Below are 17,284 nucleotides of genomic sequence, written 5' to 3' on the forward strand. Positions count from 1 at the left end.
CTACGCATAATGAGAGAATTTTAGGATGAAATAGTGAAACGAGATTCCATTTACTATCAAATTTTTAAGCGCTTTCCTGGGTTACTCTTTGAACTAGTTGATAATCCCCTTTTTCAAGGGCAAAATTATCGATTTGAATCAGTTGAAGTTAAAGAAACCGTTTTTCGCATCGATGGTGTGTTTTTACCTCCAGAGGATGCAACATCGAAGGTGATCTTTTTTGCTGAAGTTCAATTCCAAAAGGATGAAGCCCTTTACCATCGGTTCTTTACCGAGTCGATGATGTACCTGTACCGGAATCGTTCTCAGTACGATGACTGGTTCTGTGTGGTAATTTTTTCATCACGCTCTCTGGAACCAAGCGATCAAAAAACTCATCGAATATTTCTCAACAGCGACCAAGTACAGCGAATCTATTTAGATGAGTTAGGCGCGACTAATCAGCAGCCAATAGGTATCAACTTGATGCAGTTGACTCTAGCATCGGATGAAGTGATGGCACAGCAAGCAAAGCAATTAATTGAGCGAGTAAAATTAGAAGAAACGGACACACTGCCGAAAAACGAAATACTAGACATCATAACCACAATCGCCGTTTATAAGTTTTCTTCGTTGAGTAGAGAGGAAGTTGAAGCTATGCTGGGACTGACTTTGGAGCAAACAAGGGTTTATCAGGAAGCGAAAGCTGAGGGTCGAGAAGAAGGTCGAGAAGAAGGTCGAGAAGAAGGTCGAGAAGAACGGGAAGCTGAAATGTTGAAACTTACCGTGCCTCTGTTACTAAAAACAGGGATGAGTGTGGAGCAGATTGCTCAACACCTCAATGTTGATATAGAAGCTGTCCAGATTGCTGCACAGTCAAGCACATAGAATGAGGAAGTTGAAGCTATGCTGGGACTAACTTTGGAACAAACAAAGGTTTATCAAGAAGCGAAAGCCGAGGGTCGAGAAGAAGGTCGAGAAGAACGGGAAGCTGAAATGTTGAAACTTACCGTGCCTCTGTTACTAAAAACAGGGATGAGTGTGGAGCAGATTGCTCAACACCTCAATGTTGATATAGAAGCTGTCCAGCTTGCCGCACAGCAAAACACATAGAATGGTCATTTCATGTCTGTCTGTTGTCATATTTTTGCAAAATCAGGAGCTTGATTAAAATCCTCAATTGCCTTTTTATGGTTTTCAGAGCGATCGCACTCCAGCAACTACAATCAGAGTACAACTAGTGTTGTACCTCCAAAGGCTAATAAAATGAAACGCACACTATATATTCCTGATGAGTTGTGGACACAACTTGACCAATACTTAAAAGATCACCCAGAGCAAAACCCATCAAGTATTGTACAGGCAGCACTAGCGGAAAAGTTACGCACCAAAAATGGTTCAAGGCTACTATCGCTGGCAGGAATCGTGGAAAATGCTCCTACAGACGCTTCAGTTAATGAAGACTATTTGATACAGGGATGAAGCGTCTCGTTTTGGATGCAGGCCCCCTGATTGCCTTGGTTTCTGTCCGAGATGACTACCATCAGGAATGCAAAGCGGGTTTTAGTAAGTTACCAACGTTGTTTGGTGAGGTTCTAACCCCTCTACCAGTGCTTGTTTGAAGTTTACAAGTTTGTGCTGCGAGAACAATCGAGCTGTGCTGCAATGACTGCACTAAGCGTCATTAGTGAGAACACAATCATTGTACCAGTGAGCATGGAAATGTTTCAGGAGATTTATAGCATGGTTCGCCAGATACCAGAATGGCAAGGAACTTTAGAGGATGCGTCTGTTGTAGCGGTAGCTCAACTTTATGACGCTAGTGTTTGGACATTAGATTACAGAGATTTTAGTTGGTTCAAAAGTCTAGAATTGTGGTCTTTATGATCATTACACAGGTAAGTTTCAACATTATGAAAATGTGGTTTTAACTACGCCATTCCATTGAATTAGTAAGATAAACTTGCCCTATGTATGTCATCAAACTACTTATCTTCATCTAGTAACCAAAAAGGCATAAGCAATGAGTAAAGAACCAGTCAAAGTCATATTATGGGAAGAAAACCAAAGAGATTTTCTAAAAAAATTCTATGATCTCCAATTTACTCCCAGAGTAGGAGAAGAAGTTTATTTAAAAAAGGAGAAATGGAAAGTAACCAGAGTTGAGCATGATATCGAAATTAGTGAGATTAATGTCTACATGGAATTAATCAAAAAAGCCAAGCAGGATAAATCATCTAATTCATAAATACAAGTAAATACACTCAATTATTAGAAAAGGGAGGTTATTAGCCTCCCTTAATTTTGAGAATAGTAGATTCTCAGGTGTAATTTAAAAATCTTTATGCAAGCTGCGATGTCTACGACGGGCTACGCCTACGCACTTTGAAAATACTGCGTCAACCCCCATGCCCAATTTTGTCTATAACGATACACTATAAAAGTAAAGAAATGTAAAGAAATTAAATTTTGCAATGGTGGAAACCATCACATTGGGGCAAAATGGCCCAGTTGTTACACCCTTGTGCATAGGCACTTGGGCTTGGGGTGATAAACTATTTTGGAATTATGGCGATCGCTATGGCCCAGAACAGTTACAAGAAGCCTTTACCGCAGCCTTAGAAGCCGGTATTACCTTCTTTGATACTGCCGAAGTCTACGGAATGGGAAAGAGCGAGAAATTTTTGGGACAATTTCTGCAACAGACACAACAGCCTGTACAAATCGCCACAAAATTTGGCCCCCTACCGTGGCGATTTACAGCCCAATCCGTCTCTGATGCTTTAACAGCCAGCCTCAAACGCTTACAATTAGAGCGAATCGCCCTGTACCAAGTGCATTGGCCTTTTGCTTTCTTTTTAAGTCAAGAAAGTTTGATGAATGCCTTAGCAGATGAAGTGAAGCGGGGTAGGATTGCCGCAGTTGGTGTGAGTAATTACTCAGCAGAGCAAATGCGAGACGCACATCAAATATTGGCGGCCCGTGGAGTGCCTTTGGCTGTGAACCAAGTACGTTATTCTTTACTCAGTCGCCAAATTGAAAGCAAAGGTATTATCGCAACTGCACGTGAGTTGGGTGTGACTATTTTGGCTTATAGTCCTTTAGCTCAGGGATTACTTACAGGCAAGTACACTATTGATAGTGCACAAACGCCCACTGGTGCGAGGAAAATAGACCCACGATTCAAGAAAGAAGGTTTGCAAAAAATTGCCCCAGTCATATCTTTGCTACGCAACTTCGGGGAAAAATACGATCGCACTCCTGCTCAAGTTGCTCTTAACTGGTTAATTGCTCAGGGGAACGTTATTCCTATTGCTGGGGTGAAGACAGCCGAACAAGTGCGGCAAAATGCTGGCGCTTTAGGCTGGGAATTGAGCGACGATGAAATTGGAGAGCTAGAACAAGTTAGTCGTTCTTGGCTGTAGAGACGTTGCAATCAAACATCTCTCTACTAAAACACAGGGGGCCAGAGTTCTGACACTACTAGCTCCCAACCTGGTACTAAGTCTGGAATAGTGAACATAAGACCACGAAGAATGCATCTTTAATTTATCTTCCTAGAAACTGGTAGAAAAAGTTACCCAAAAAGCCAAAAAGTCAAGAGTCTAAAGTCAAAATCTTAACTCTCTTGACCTTAACTCTCAACTTTTCACTTTGCCAATTTTAGATTTGGATTTTGGATTGAAGAAAAAATCTAAAATCTAAAATCCAAAATCGATTAACTTCTAACTCTTGACTAAGAAGCTGATTCCCTAGCTGTAGGTGAACCTAGCTTTTTACTAGGAGATGCAGAAGACTCACGACTTGTCCGCAGTTTGGGCTTGGGAGAAGAATGTCTTTCTTCTTCACCATTGCTGTTATCTGATTTCCAAGCAGAACGGGGGCGGTCGCTGGAAGATTCACGACGCTTACCAAGTCTTGGTTTGGGAGTTGAGGATTCCTCCTGGGGAATTTCTACGTCTGAACTCAACCAAGCGGGACGAGTTTGATCGTAAGCGATTTGCAGTGCAGCTGCGGCGATCGCTTGAGCATCGTATTCTTCAATTAGTTCGCTAACAATCGGTAAGAATGAAGCCAAACGCTCACCTGTCAAAGCTTCTCGCACCTGTTCTTGCAATTTCAGGATGTGTCGCGCTTCAATCTGGGCACGTGTCGGAATCGACAACAATTGCCAACTTTGGCGGTTATGACGTTCAAATGTTTGCTGCTTGCGCCGCTCAAATGGTTGTACTAAAGAAATTGCTGTTCCTTCTTTACCAGCACGACCAGTACGACCAATGCGATGGACATAAGTTTCTACGCTATCGGGTAAGTCGTAGTTGATCACATGGGAGAGTTGATCGACATCTAATCCTCGTGCTGCAATATCAGTTGCTACCACCCAGCGGACTTGACGGTTACGGAATCGGCTCAATAACCTCTCCCGTGCTTGTTGGGACAAGTCACCGTGGTATTCATCGACACTGTGACCAGCTCCTTGCAACTGACTGGTGAGTTCTGCGGCTGTGCGTCTGGTGCGAACAAAGATTAAAGCTGTTTCTGGATCTTCCATTTCCAGAATCGGCTGTAATGCTTTGGCTTTTGTCCAGTGGCGGGGGATCAAGTAAGCTACTTGATTAATTTTATTGGGAGCGGCTTTTGGTTGCTCAACGGTGACAGTCGCCGGCGATCGCAAGAACTTGTTCACCAACATCCGAATCGATGGTGGCATTGTTGCCGAGAATAAAGCTGTTTGGCGTTCTACGGGCGCTTGCGAGAGGATTTTAACCACATCATCAATAAAGCCCATGCTCAACATTTCATCAGCTTCATCTAACACAAACCACTTCACTTGATCGAGCTTTAAACAGCCGCGATCGAGCAAATCGATCACCCGTCCGGGAGTGCCCACAACCATGTGAACACCACGTTTGAGTTGTAACATTTGACGGTCAATTGATTGACCACCGTAGATTGCTAACACCCGCAATCCTTCATTACCGATGAATTGGGCGATCGCATCGTGAACTTGCATTGCTAATTCACGAGTTGGTGTTAAAACTATGGCTTGCACGGCTTTCTGATTAATATCCAGCCGCTCTAAAATTGGCAGTGAAAATGCCGCCGTTTTGCCTGTTCCAGTTTGAGATTGACCTACCACATCACGACCGGCTAGCAATTGGGGAATTGCTTGCACTTGAATGTTGGTTGGTTCGGTAAAACCAATTTTTTCTAGTTGTTCGACACGTTCTTGAGAAATGCCTAATTCTTGAAATGAAAGAGTCATTAATTCGTCCTAAATTTTATGTAAGGATTTTTGGATTAGTCATTTAGTCATTAGTTATTAGTCATTAGTCATTAGTCATTAGTCATTAGTTATTGGCTAGTTAGTCAGCCAAGGGCGATAGCAAAGCCTCAAATCTTGGAGAAGCTATGCCTACGAGTGAGTCCCCGAATTTCAGGTAAACCCTCATGAAAACTGCCATTAATGCAGCGTTGATCTTGGGATAAGGGTGAATCTGTAAGGGTCATTTAACAAAAGACAAAGGACAAAAGACAAAGGACAATTTAGTTATTGACTACTTGACCATAGAGGTCGTATGTATCAGCGTGGTGAATCGCTATTGGCACGATGGTTCCTAATTTTGCCTGGCCTTTGACATACACCAGACCATCAACCTCTGGGGAAAATCTACCTGAACGACCGATTAATTCACCACTTTCAGGATTTTCTTGCTCAATCAGGACATCAACTATTTTGCCTACTTCCTGTTGATTTTTCTTTTGAGAAATCGGTTGCTGGAGTTCCATCAGTTGGTATCGACGCTCATCCATCTCCAATTGGGGCAACTGATTTGGCAACTTGTAAGCTGGAGTTCCTTCCTCAGAGGAAAAGGTGAACACACCAACATGATCGAATTCATGCCGCTGGACGAACTCTAATAGATGCTCAAAATGCTCGCTTGTTTCTCCTGGAAAACCAACAATAAATGTTGTCCGCAGTACGGCTGTTGGTAGCGCCGTTTTGATGCGATCTATAATCCCATCATTTACGCGCCCTTGCCAAGGGCGGTTCATGGCGCGGAGAATCTCTGGATGAGAATGCTGCAAGGGCAAATCCAGATAAGGCAGGACGTTGGGTGTTTCTTGGATGGCCGCGATCACATCTGGGGTCAGTCCCGTGGGATAAGCGTAATGCATTCTGATCCACGGTATATCTACTTTCCCCAAAGCGCGAAGTAATTCGGCTAATTTTGGCTGACCGTAAATATCTAGACCGTAATTAGTGGTGATTTGGGAAATTAAAATAATTTCCTTTACCCCTTGACTAACTAATTGCTCCGCTTCGGCGACGATAGATTCAATAGTACGCGATCGCTGGTTCCCTCGAAGATGAGGAATGATACAAAATGCACAACGATAATCACATCCTTCCGCAACCCGGAGATAAGCTACGCCCTCCGTTGTAGTGCGATAGCGCGGTGTAGTTTCGTCGGCAATGTAGGTTGGCTCAATACTAACCTGTTTGACCCGTTCGCCAAGTTCAACACGCTCAATTACATTTACAATTTTGTGATAATCGCCTGTACCCACCACTGCTACTGCTTCGGGCAACTCCTCCAAAAGTTGTTCTTGGAAGTGTTGCGCCATACAGCCAGTGATTACGATTTTTTTATTTGCCTCTGCCAGTTCTACTAAAGTTCTGACAGATTCTTGCCGGGCCGCTTCAATAAAACTACAAGTATTAACAATAACGTAATCTGCTAATTCTTCATTTGTATCTACACCGTAGCCTGCTTCTACCAGCATTCCCAGCATGTGTTCTGTATCAATTCGATTTTTCTCGCAGCCCAGGTGAGAAATGGCAATCGTTGGCTTGTCACCCATATTTTGAAAATATCTTCATTTTTTTTCTTGTAGTCAACATTCTGGCGCTAATTTCGCTTGTTTGAAATCGCTATCCTTCTAATAACAGTACGACGGCAGATTTTCACTGTCAGCAACTGTTCGTAGAGTTATGACCCTATCAATAATAAAAATAGAGGTCATGTTATGATATTTTTATCAATCTGTTCCCCAGGGTAATTGAAGTGTCTTTGGGTACATTTGACACTTGTAATGTTTTTTAACAATTAGCCTATTGGTATTTTACATTACCACAGCGTATGCGTTGTTAACCTACCCATCGGGAAGCCGCCCAAAGGGCTTGTTGTGAGAAGTCGCTACCCTCAGGGAAATCGACGAAAGCGACTACGCCTATAAAGCAGTAATGCTACCCTGGCGATTGGCAAGTCCTACGACAGTGCGCGGACAAGACGCCTAAACCACGGAAAGCTGCCTTGCGTCTAGTGAGTGGCAAACTCCTCTTGTAGCCAGGTTTTATCTTAACATATCTTATGGGAGGTTTGACGCCAATTTCCATCTGAGGAAAGAGGCAATAAACCGACTATCATAAAACACATTTGACTAGTTAATGAAAAGTCAAGAGTCAAGGGTGAAAAGGAGCCAGTCACGTGCGGGGTTTCCCCCGTTGAAGAGCCACCCTTATATAGAGGTTCCTGTCCTTCAGGGGAGTGGTTGAGCTGGCGTTCAATAGTCAAAAAATTCTGGACTCTGGACTGTGCGAGGCGGATTAAAGACGTGGATTTATATCAGATATTTAAAACTCGCTCACCAATTATTGGCGTGGTTCACCTGCTACCACTGCCTACCTCACCCCGTTGGGGAGGTAGCCTAAAAGCGGTGATTGACCGTGCCGAACAAGAAGCCGCAGCCCTGGCAAGTGGAGGGGTTGACGGTCTAATTGTCGAGAATTTTTTCGACGCGCCGTTTACCAAAAACCAAGTCGATCCAGTGGTTGTGAGTGCCATGACCATTGTGGTGCAGCGGATACAAAATTTGGTGACTTTACCCATAGGCTTAAATGTATTGCGAAACGATGCCAAAAGTGCAATAGCGATCGCTAGCTGTGTACAGGCGCAATTTATCCGCGTCAACGTCCTCACAGGGGTGATGGCAACTGACCAAGGATTAATTGAGGGAGAAGCCCATCAATTACTCCGCTATCGACGGGAGTTGGGTTGTGATGTTAAAATCCTGGCCGATGTGTTGGTGAAACACGCCCGTCCTTTGAGTTCTCCAAATCTCACAGTCGCCGTGAAAGATACCATTGAAAGGGGTTTAGCAGACGGAGTGATTTTATCTGGTTGGGCTACTGGTAGTCCTCCTAACTTAGAAGATTTGGAACTAGCTTGTGGCGCAGCAGCTGGCACGCCAGTGTTCATCGGGAGTGGAGCTAATTGGGAAAATATTGATACATTGATGCAAGCAGCAGATGGTGTAATAGTTTCCAGTTCCCTGAAACGTCATGGACGCATAGAGCAACCAATTGACCCAATTCGCGTCAGTCAATTTGTGGAAGCTGCCCGTCGCAATTGGAACTCCAAAGGTGAAAGTAAATCAGCAGAACAAGTGAAGTTACATTCTTAGAAAGTGGGGAAAGATAGTTAGGAGTTAGGAGTTATGAGTTATGAGTTTTAAATTAATTGTTCCTAACTCCTCACTCTTAACTCCTCACTCCTCACTCTTAACTCCTAACTTTTACCACTCCCCATTCCCTAATATTTATGATTCGCCGCCGTTCTACTCCTTGGATTCATAAATGGTCACGTCCATTGATTGCCGCGATCGCTGGATGTGGTGCCCTGATAACAGGTTATCTAACTATAGAAAAGTTAACCGGAGGCAGTGCCGCTTGTGTGGCACAGGCTGGTGCTAAGGGCTGTAATGATGTGCTTTCCAGTCCTTGGGCAACGGTTTTTGGTCAGCCATTAGCTTTGTTTGGGTTTTTGGCATACACCAGTATGGTGATATTGGCTTTGGCTCCCTTAGTATTCAACTCAGGGGAAAACAATAACCGCAAACAATTGGAAAATTGGACGTGGTGGTTGCTGCTGGTAGGTGCGATCGCTATGTCTGTCTTTAGCGGCTACTTAATGTATGTGCTGACATCTCAAATCAAAGCTATTTGTCCTTACTGTATCGGTTCAGCTTTGTTTTCCCTCAGTCTTTTGGTAATAACGATTATCGGTCGGACTTGGGAGGATATTGGACAAATCTTGTTTACCGCGTTGATTGTCGGGATGGTAACGCTGATTGGTACTTTAGGCGTCTATGCTGGCGTGAATCAATCAGATGTTACACCTGGAACTCCTGGACAACCCACAAAAATTACCTTTACTCCCAAGGAAGACCCTAACCCAGCGTTCGGTTGGGAAGTTACCACTACTTCTGGTGAAGCAGAAATAGCCTTAGCACGGCATCTGGCGAAGGTAGGTGCAAAGGAATACAGCGCTTACTGGTGTCCTCACTGTCATGAACAAAAGCTGCTTTTTGGTAAACAGGCCGAGGAAGTAATTAACAATGATGTTAAGGTAGAATGCGCTCCCGATGGACTCAAAGCTCAACCAGAACTGTGTAAAGCTGCAAAAATTGAAGGATTCCCCACTTGGATCGTTAATGGTAAAAGCTATAGCGGAGTCCAAAACTTAGAGGAACTAGCGAAAGTTTCTGGTTACACAGGGCCTCGTAACTTCAAGTATTTTAAGTAAAGTACCTATACTGACCTTCAGTAGTTCCCACTCCATAGTCAACTGGATGAATACAGTAAAATCTGTTTCCAGTTGGCTTTTTTGTTTTTGGTAACAGATAATAGGTCTTATCCAATGCCCAATTACCAATTTTCCTGCGGCTTTTATCTGCAAATACTTAAGCTCAAGGAAATTAGCTAAGTACATTTACTTGAAATTAATGTATATTTTAATTTCTTTTTCTAACACTTGAGAGCCACCTTGGGATGTAATCATGTCAGGCTCGAACCGAGAGGTGTATCTGTTGAAAGTAAACGTAATTCTCAGTAAAATACCTAATCGATCGCAAATGTGAATTTAATTGAGTAAGCTCTACTAGAGAAGGCTTTGAGAGTTAAATTTACTGAACTCACTTTCAACAATATTTATTAATCTGTACTGATAGCCACAGGAGTCCCAGTTGCCCTTTGGTCAGATAATTGGCCTGAATATATGGTAATACATGACAAATACCACGATGTCTTAAAGAACCTTGCTGAGTTGAAAAAATTTTTAGAAACTCTATTTAGCTCCTACTTGAGCTATGTTTAGTCCGATAGTTAATAGCTATAGGAAATAGAGAATATTTCTGCCTACTAGGTAATGGAAATGAATCAGCAGCTAGGCAAGCGTTTTGTGAAGTTAATCTTTGGACTGAAACAATCGCTTAGTCGAGGACACAGAGAATTGATTACTGCGGCCAGCGTTGCAGTCTGCGTCCTGCTTTTGCACTCCATTGGATTATTGCAATCTTTGGAGTTGGCAGCTTTGGATCAATTTTTTCGCTTACGTCCAAATGAACCGACAGAAGACCGGATTACGATCGTAGTGATTGATGAGACATATTTAAACGAAGTACGTTCGTGGCCAATTCCAGATGCGAAGATTGCCTTGTTGTTGCAAAAATTAAATGTCCATAAACCCCGTGCTATTGGCTTAGATTTCTACAGAAATTTACCAGTAGAACCTGGTAATCAAGAATTGCGTAATACTTATAAGTCAATACCCAACTTAATTGGTATTGAACTACTAGCAAATGACAAAAACAAAAACTTTAGTGTTTCGCCTCCATTGGGACTAAATCAGGATCAAGTGGGCTTTAATAACGTGCTGTACGATCTTGATGGTAAAGTGCGTCGCAGTTTGTTGTATTGGCACGTTAAAAGTGAAGTACATGAAAGTTTTGCCTTGAAGTTGGCTTTATTGTATTTAAAGTCAAAGGAGATTACTCCGACCAAAGCAAAAAGCAACCCTGAATATTTGCAATTGGGTAAGGCAACATTTACTCGTTTTGAGGCTAATGATGGTGCTTATGTGGGAGCTGATGATAGAGGCTACCAAATTTTAAGCAATTTTCCCAAACCCAAATGTCAAAGTTCGTCTGGAGAATTTTGTAGTTTTCGCCAGGTATCGATAAGAGATGTACTGGCAGATAAAGTCAAAGCAAACTTAATCAAAGATCGGATTATACTTATTGGCTCCACTGCACCTAGCCTCCAAGATTTTGTATTTATTCCCTACTCTAGCAGTGTAATGGGTATAGCAAAGCCTGTACCTGGTATTCAATTGCAGGCTTATTTTATTAGTGAATTAATCTCTGCTGCTATTGATGGAAGACCATTACTGAAAGTTTGGCCTGACTTGGTGGAATACTTGTGGATTTTCATCTGGTCTTATCTAGGAGCCGTGACGATATGGCGGATACGACACGCAACTAAGAGTCTCTACTGTATCCTAGCTTCTTGCTTTGTATTGACCGTGAGTGCATACCTGGCTTTCTTGTACGGTTGGTGGATACCACTCATTCCTTCACTGGTTTGCTTTGGCACTTCAGCTATTTGGATGACTAGTCATATTGCTCACATGCAGGGAGAGTGGAAACGTTCCAAAGAATTTTTGCATCACGTTATCAACACGATCCCCGATCCAATTTTTGTCAAAAATGAACAACATCAGTGGATTGTTTTAAATGAGGCGTATTGTCGATTTATCGGTTATCCAAATAAGTTTTTAATTGAAAAGTCAGACTATGACTTTTTCCCAAAACATGAAGCTGATGTGTTTCGACGACAGGACGATCTTGTTTTTCGGACTCAGCAACCCCAAGAACATGAAGAAGAATTTACAAATGCCGCTGGCCAGACTCATCAAATTGCTACTAAGCGATCGCTTCACAAAGATTCAGCTGGCAATTTCTTTTTAGTTGGAGTCATCCGAGATATTACTCAGCGCAAGCAGATGGAAGAACAGCTCAAGCGTACTGCTGCTGAACTATTCCGCTCTAACAATGAATTAAAACTCAAAGAAGACCACTTACGTTATTTAGCGTATCACGACCCCCTCACCGGTTTATCCAATCGCAAATTTTTTGCCGAACAACTTTACGAGTCTTTAGATTGGGCACAACACAATAACTTGTTGCTGGGACTGCTATTTATTGATCTAGATGGGTTTAAGCAAGTCAATGATACTTTGGGACATGAGACGGGCGATCGCTTGCTAATGACTATTGCTGAAAGACTCAGCAACTCTTTACGCGCTAGTGATACAGTTTCTCGTTTGGGTGGCGATGAATTTACTGTGATTTTACGGGCAATTCCTGATGTCCAAATAGCTGCTAAAGTCGCCGAAAAAATTTTAAGCAGTATTACCAAGCCAATTGTTTTGGACGGCTATACAATCCGAGTCTCTGCCAGTATTGGCATTAGTGTTTACCCGTACAACAGTCAAGATAGTGAAACTTTGATGAAACAAGCTGATACAGCAATGTACCATGCAAAGCGCCTGGGTAAAAATCGCTACGAGTTTGCTTAATTAGTCAAGAGTCAAGTCTCCAGGTTTTCTCACTCTAGTTACAATTTTTACCTCTAAATGAGGAATTTAGACTGGAGATACGTCTAAGGCACTGTCTTGAAAAAATACAGCGGATCTTCTGCGAGGTAAATTTTTCGCCAAGATGTAGACCTAGCAAGGATTTTTGGCTTTAATACTAAATCTCATAACTGATGTCAGAAAGCATTAGTCATCAGAGATAATTAGGAAAATAAAATTGTATGTAATTTTATTTACTTCTAAAAGTATACTTGTATTTACTCGCTTCTGACGCTGTTTTATAAGTTTAAAAATCCTTTTAATAGGATAAATATGTTGTTTTATCTTTACAGATACTTACTCATCAAATCTAAACTATACAATTAAATCAGTATTATTTCATATTTTTTTGAACTCCTGATTTAGTAAACATAGTGTTTATACTTAAAAGTGTTAAGATATTATTAATAAATAATGAAGTAAACAAAATGTTCGCAATAAATTATTGACATATCTAACCTGAGACTGATGTAAAAACCGCTTGTTAAGAATACGACTTAAGTATAAAGACTATTTGATATCGGCAAATTAAGGTTAATCGACAAGCGAATACCACAATGATTTGTACACTACTAGCAATGATTTCATAAAGTTAAAAAGCTTTTTTCAAAAACTACAGTAAATATACGGTAGTAACTAAAAAAATCCACTTGGGAATAAAAAAATAGTAAATTTACTGAAAGACATGAAGACTAACTTCCGAATCACAAAGTTTATGATATTCTGCATAGGTGCTTATATACTGATCCCAAAAATTGCTGCTTGCACAGGTATATTTAGTACTGCAAGTGCTAATTCTTTTGGCCCTACTAGCAGTAACACCTTAATCGCCCGCAAGGTCAATTCTCAAAATTTACAAGACATATACATTCCACCAAATTATGGTGGTCCCGACAGTCATAATGGTAGCGGCACCCGCTGATAGCAATTTTGAATTTTAGATTTTAGATTGTGGTCGAGTAGCGCAATGAGTTTGCTACCGTCTTGTACACCACATCTTTTACTTGGCGGCTCATTGCAAGATGTTGTGCTTAGGGTTGCGAAAACCGTCAGGCTCTTTAAGGTAGTTTATTCAAGCCAATAGTGGAGATTTCCACCAATGATTTGTTTGTATAAGTGTGTGGACTTGCCAATTTGAGTCTGGTTGAGGATAATCTAAACGGAAGTGTCCGCCTCGGCTTTCGGTTCTAAAAGCAGCACTTTTGAGAATTAAATCAGCTACATCTAATAAATTGCGGGTTTCTGCCCAAAGTCCCAATTGCCGTTCAACATCTGGTAGGTCAAAACTAACGGGTTCTACTGGACGTAAAGCAAGCAAGAATTGACTTAAAGGCAAAGCAGCGAAATCTTGCTGCCAAGATTCAATAGTAGCGATCGCACTTTCCAGCCTTGATTGCTCCCGACAAATACCAGCACTTTCCCAGACTAGACGCGGTAACTTCTCCCTGAGTGCTTCTAGCTGTGCTTGTTGGATGTGCCACTCACTAGCATCAGCATTAAATTTCCGTAATGGTAGCACTGGTGTTTCTGAGGGCAGCCCGATATTTTCTAACTTAATATTAGCCATCTGGGCCCCAAACACAATACATTCCAACAGGGAATTACTAGCAAGGCGATTGGCCCCATGCACACCAGTACTAGCGGTTTCACCCACTGCGTACAAACCGGGGATATTTGTGCGATTCATCAGATCCGCAACAATTCCACCCATCCAGTAATGGGCAGCTGGCGCTACAGGAATTGGTTCGTGGAAGACATCAACGCCCCAATGCTGACAAACTTTGATGATATTAGGAAACCGGTGACGAATCTTGTCAGCAGGGATGGGGCGCATATCCAACCACACATGAGCAGTAGCCAAATCAAGGGCGGTACGTTGTAAATGGCTGAAAATTGCTCTACTGACCACATCTCTAGGTGCAAGTTCACCCGCAGGGTGGTAGTCAAAGGCAAAACGTCGCCCTTCATTATCGATGAGATGTGCCCCCTCGCCGCGTACAGCTTCGCTGATCAAGAAGCGATCGGCACCAGGTTTAGTCAGGGCGGTGGGGTGAAATTGGACAAATTCTAAATCGCGGAGGATAGCCCCAGCGCGAGCTGCGATCGCTACCCCATCACCCGTACTCACAGCCGGGTTAGTGGTTTGGGCAAATATCTGACCACCACCGCCAGTTGCTAGTACTACAGCACCAGCTCTTATCCAGGTGATTTTACCTTGATAAAACAGGCTAATTCCCTGACAGCAAGCAGTTTCGGGTTCAATCCACAAACTCAAAGCCAAAGCTTGCTGAATGACTTGAATATTTTGGCGACGTAATACTTGAGCTGTCAGGGTAGTAGTAACTTCCCTCCCTGTAGTGTCCGCAGCATGGAGAACACGGCGGCGAGAATGGGCGGCTTCCAAAGTTAAAGCTAAGGCTTGACCATGACGGTCAAAAGCGACCCCCAAGTTAACTAGGGATTGAATGCAGCTAGGGGCGTGTTGGGCGAGAAATTCGACAGAGGTGCGATCGCATAAACCTGCACCCGCCTGGATCGTATCTTCAATGTGCAGTGTTGGAGAATCTTCTGGGGCGATCGCTGCGGCAATGCCACCTTGTGCCCAATCGCTGGCGGACAAAGCAACGGTTTCTTTGGTAATCAAGCCGACTCGCAAGGATTCTGGCAGACACAGCGCTGTGTATAGTCCAGCTGCACCAGCGCCGACTACTAAGACATCAAATTGGCTGGGAATATCTATCTGAGACAAGGTAATGGGTAGGGGGAAGTGAGGAGTTAGAAGTTAGAAGTTAGGAGTTTTGAATTTTTAACTCATAACTCATAACTCCTAACTCATATCATCTCCCACTCCTTAGAATCAGGAGTGGGCTGCTATTTGCTACATTAACTGCAATTCAGTTATCTGTAGATACCGTTGTTAAAGCGATCGTCTCCTTCATTAAAGGCAGGCTCTTGTTCTGTCACGGTAAATTTTTCGAGGTTGGCTTGCAGGGTTTGTTTTTGGCGATCGCTTAATCCTGGAAGATCCAATACATCCTCTACATTTTGGTAGGGAGCATTGGTGATGATTTTTTTAGCCAAAGTGGGATAAAGCCCTGGAAACTGTTGAAAAGCTCGGACGTTGGTATTATTCAAATCAATTTTTTTACCAAATTCCGTTCCTAGTTTAGCGTCTGCCCGATTCTGCCGCTCAATTGCCAGAACTGGGACTTGGGGAAAAGCAAAACTGTTGAAACTAGCAGCTTGGGCTATCTGAGTTGTTCCCAACCATCCCCAGCAACTAAGTAACAAGCTAAACACTGTTAATAAACGCGCCAATCCTTTCACGATTTTTCTACCTCTTTCCATCAAACAGAAATAAAAGTTTTAAGCTAACAACAGTTATTAGTCATTAGTCATTGGTCATTGGTCATTGGTCATTAGTCATTGGTCATTGGTCATTTGTAAAGGACAACTGACAAGGGACAAAGGACAACTGACAACTGACAAGGGACGAAGGACAAAGGACAAAGGACAAAAGCTGATAGCTTAGTCAACACAGCAGTCATCAGAAACTAATATACAGCGTATTAATATCCACAATATTTACTGTTACTGGGTTTGACTATACTTTTGCCAAAAATTTTCATCGGGGAAAGAGTGCTTGCATAGCTGCGATAGCGTTGCATCGACATCCCAGCAGCATTTCCAGCTAGACGAAATCTTTTCGGGGTGGCTGATTCTACCTCTCAAGCAGACACCAAACTGCATGATTTCTAAGATCGAAAACTTTACCAAAAGAGAGTTGATGCTGATGGATTTTATGTAATATTTCTTAACTAATTAATCATCTACAGCATCATTTTTGATGTGTCGTAGATTGGGCTGGGAAAAGTTTCAAAAACAGAAGCCTACACGCTCATTGCAACATATAGTGTCTCCTGCCTTCTTCACGCTGCGATCGCAGCTAACAAAAATAGGCTGTCTACCAAAATTGTGCTTAAAACTGCGCCACCAAAGGCATACCAGTGTTTTTGGGTTCGACCTAAGGATAAAATTCCCACTGTTAACAGCACTAGAGCGAGAATTATTGCCCAAGCTTGTCCCCAAGGTGTTTGTACTTGTATTAAAGCGTTTTGTAAAATTTTTGACGTGCTGTCTGCATCTGCGTTCATGATTTGCCGCCAATAGGGCATTAAATCCACAATATAAAAATATACATCTGTTAAAACTGTACCGAGTAAAGAACCTAAATAAAACCAGTTACCTACCTTGCCCCAATTCTTCGCTAGACACCAACAAGCAAACGGTAAACCGATAAACTCCACTGGCAGATGCCATAAAGGTTCCCAACGTAACCAGCCCCAGTAAATCGCTCCTGCTAACCAACTCCAGCTAAATCCTAAGAGCAAATCCCCCCAGACATAAGTTGCAGGACGTGACATTAAGGTAAAACTTAGCCACACCCAAAATCCTGTCAGGGCTAAACTCAGACTTGGTAGCGATCGCACTATTGGCGCTTCTACAAATACTGGCACTGATACCAAAAACACCGCCGCTGCAAACACTAACCAACTTTGTCGGGCAGAAATAGATAAGGGAAGAGAGGGAGAAAAGGAGAATGTAGATTCCAATTGCCTGATACCCTTCAGCCCAGTATCAGCTAAATCCAACTCGGTATCAATAGAAGGGGTAGAAACGCTGTAGGAGGATAGTGTATTATTAATCAAAGTTTTTAATATTTGTTACTAAACTTTATCTTATTTAATATATCACACTTTGAAATCCCCCCCTGGGGCATTGTAATTATACTGAAATTTTCAGGAGCCTTGGCGCAAACCAAACAA

At 42.5% G+C, this 17,284-nt stretch carries 14 protein-coding genes and 1 pseudogene; 10 read left to right on the forward strand and 5 right to left on the reverse strand.

Annotated elements, in window-relative coordinates; all coding sequences use genetic code 11:
* Positions 1–33: 33 nt before the first annotated feature.
* From RMY63_RS21555 to RMY63_RS21580, 6 genes and pseudogenes are all read left to right on the forward strand, one after another.
* Entirely contained in the window at positions 34–867 is an 834-nt protein-coding gene (locus RMY63_RS21555; RefSeq protein WP_322730665.1) for an Rpn family recombination-promoting nuclease/putative transposase, read from the forward strand.
* 3 nt (positions 868–870) lie between these two features.
* Positions 871–1,092: pseudogene (locus tag RMY63_RS21560) on the forward strand (hypothetical protein); the annotation flags it as partial.
* A gap of 153 nt (positions 1,093–1,245) precedes the next feature.
* The gene (locus RMY63_RS21565) at positions 1,246–1,461 is read left to right on the forward strand and encodes a hypothetical protein (protein WP_322730667.1); all 216 of its coding nucleotides are present in this window, start codon (positions 1,246–1,248) and stop codon (positions 1,459–1,461) included.
* A gap of 183 nt (positions 1,462–1,644) precedes the next feature.
* On the forward strand, positions 1,645–1,866 hold the full coding sequence (locus RMY63_RS21570) for a hypothetical protein (protein WP_322730668.1): 222 nt from the start codon (positions 1,645–1,647) through the stop codon (positions 1,864–1,866).
* A 136-nt stretch (positions 1,867–2,002) separates the two neighbouring features.
* Positions 2,003–2,227, forward strand: coding sequence for a hypothetical protein (locus tag RMY63_RS21575; protein ID WP_322730669.1), 225 nt, complete (start codon positions 2,003–2,005; stop codon positions 2,225–2,227).
* A gap of 229 nt (positions 2,228–2,456) precedes the next feature.
* Positions 2,457–3,404, forward strand: a complete 948-nt coding sequence (locus RMY63_RS21580; RefSeq protein ID WP_322730710.1) for an aldo/keto reductase — start codon at positions 2,457–2,459, stop codon at positions 3,402–3,404.
* Positions 3,405–3,715: 311 nt separating this feature from the next.
* Here RMY63_RS21580 and RMY63_RS21585 read toward each other — a convergent pair whose 3' ends face one another.
* Positions 3,716–5,245 (reverse strand): DEAD/DEAH box helicase, encoded by a 1,530-nt coding sequence (locus RMY63_RS21585; RefSeq protein ID WP_322730670.1) that lies wholly within the window; start codon positions 5,243–5,245, stop codon positions 3,716–3,718.
* A gap of 281 nt (positions 5,246–5,526) precedes the next feature.
* A complete protein-coding gene (gene rimO / locus RMY63_RS21590) occupies positions 5,527–6,846 on the reverse strand; it encodes a 30S ribosomal protein S12 methylthiotransferase RimO (RefSeq protein WP_322730671.1) in 1,320 nt (439 codons plus the stop codon).
* Positions 6,847–7,599: 753 nt separating this feature from the next.
* Here rimO and btpA point away from each other — a divergent pair.
* From btpA to RMY63_RS21610, 4 genes are all read left to right on the forward strand, one after another.
* Positions 7,600–8,448, forward strand: a complete 849-nt coding sequence (gene btpA, locus RMY63_RS21595) for a photosystem I biogenesis protein BtpA (protein ID WP_322730672.1) — start codon at positions 7,600–7,602, stop codon at positions 8,446–8,448.
* Positions 8,449–8,585: 137 nt separating this feature from the next.
* A complete protein-coding gene (locus RMY63_RS21600) occupies positions 8,586–9,569 on the forward strand; it encodes a vitamin K epoxide reductase family protein (RefSeq protein ID WP_322730673.1) in 984 nt (327 codons plus the stop codon).
* Between the two features lie 627 nt (positions 9,570–10,196).
* The gene (locus tag RMY63_RS21605; protein ID WP_322730674.1) at positions 10,197–12,401 is read left to right on the forward strand and encodes a CHASE2 domain-containing protein; all 2,205 of its coding nucleotides are present in this window, start codon (positions 10,197–10,199) and stop codon (positions 12,399–12,401) included.
* A 772-nt stretch (positions 12,402–13,173) separates the two neighbouring features.
* The gene (locus RMY63_RS21610) at positions 13,174–13,380 is read left to right on the forward strand and encodes a hypothetical protein (RefSeq protein ID WP_292777396.1); all 207 of its coding nucleotides are present in this window, start codon (positions 13,174–13,176) and stop codon (positions 13,378–13,380) included.
* A gap of 150 nt (positions 13,381–13,530) precedes the next feature.
* On the opposite strand, the gene nadB is transcribed toward RMY63_RS21610, so the two are convergent.
* The 3 genes from nadB to RMY63_RS21625 form a co-directional block, all read right to left on the reverse strand.
* Complete coding sequence (nadB, locus tag RMY63_RS21615; RefSeq protein ID WP_322730675.1) at positions 13,531–15,207, reverse strand: L-aspartate oxidase; 1,677 nt, start codon at positions 15,205–15,207, stop codon at positions 13,531–13,533.
* A gap of 149 nt (positions 15,208–15,356) precedes the next feature.
* Positions 15,357–15,785 carry a photosystem II complex extrinsic protein PsbU gene (psbU, locus tag RMY63_RS21620; RefSeq protein ID WP_322730676.1) on the reverse strand — a complete coding sequence of 143 codons (429 nt, stop codon included), beginning with the start codon at positions 15,783–15,785 and terminating at the stop codon, positions 15,357–15,359.
* Between the two features lie 602 nt (positions 15,786–16,387).
* The gene (locus RMY63_RS21625) at positions 16,388–17,167 is read right to left on the reverse strand and encodes a DUF3120 domain-containing protein (protein WP_322730677.1); all 780 of its coding nucleotides are present in this window, start codon (positions 17,165–17,167) and stop codon (positions 16,388–16,390) included.
* Between the last annotated feature and the right edge of the window lie 117 nt (positions 17,168–17,284).

Origin of the sequence: Nostoc sp. ChiQUE01b, from assembly GCF_034531255.1 — a bacterium.
GTDB lineage: Bacteria > Cyanobacteriota > Cyanobacteriia > Cyanobacteriales > Nostocaceae > Nostoc.

What these genes read in the sequence shown, in the direction of transcription:
- RMY63_RS21565 (WP_322730667.1), top strand. Translation starts at nt 1,246, where the DNA reads ATGAAACGCACACTATATATTCCTGATGAGTTGTGGACACAACTTGAC.
- RMY63_RS21575 (WP_322730669.1), top strand. Translation starts at nt 2,003, where the DNA reads ATGAGTAAAGAACCAGTCAAAGTCATATTATGGGAAGAAAACCAAAGA.
- rimO (WP_322730671.1), bottom strand. Translation starts at nt 6,846, where the DNA reads ATGGGTGACAAGCCAACGATTGCCATTTCTCACCTGGGCTGCGAGAAA.
- RMY63_RS21570 (WP_322730668.1), top strand. Translation starts at nt 1,645, where the DNA reads ATGACTGCACTAAGCGTCATTAGTGAGAACACAATCATTGTACCAGTG.
- RMY63_RS21600 (WP_322730673.1), top strand. Translation starts at nt 8,586, where the DNA reads ATGATTCGCCGCCGTTCTACTCCTTGGATTCATAAATGGTCACGTCCA.
- RMY63_RS21585 (WP_322730670.1), bottom strand. Translation starts at nt 5,245, where the DNA reads ATGACTCTTTCATTTCAAGAATTAGGCATTTCTCAAGAACGTGTCGAA.
- RMY63_RS21610 (WP_292777396.1), top strand. Translation starts at nt 13,174, where the DNA reads ATGATATTCTGCATAGGTGCTTATATACTGATCCCAAAAATTGCTGCT.
- RMY63_RS21605 (WP_322730674.1), top strand. Translation starts at nt 10,197, where the DNA reads ATGAATCAGCAGCTAGGCAAGCGTTTTGTGAAGTTAATCTTTGGACTG.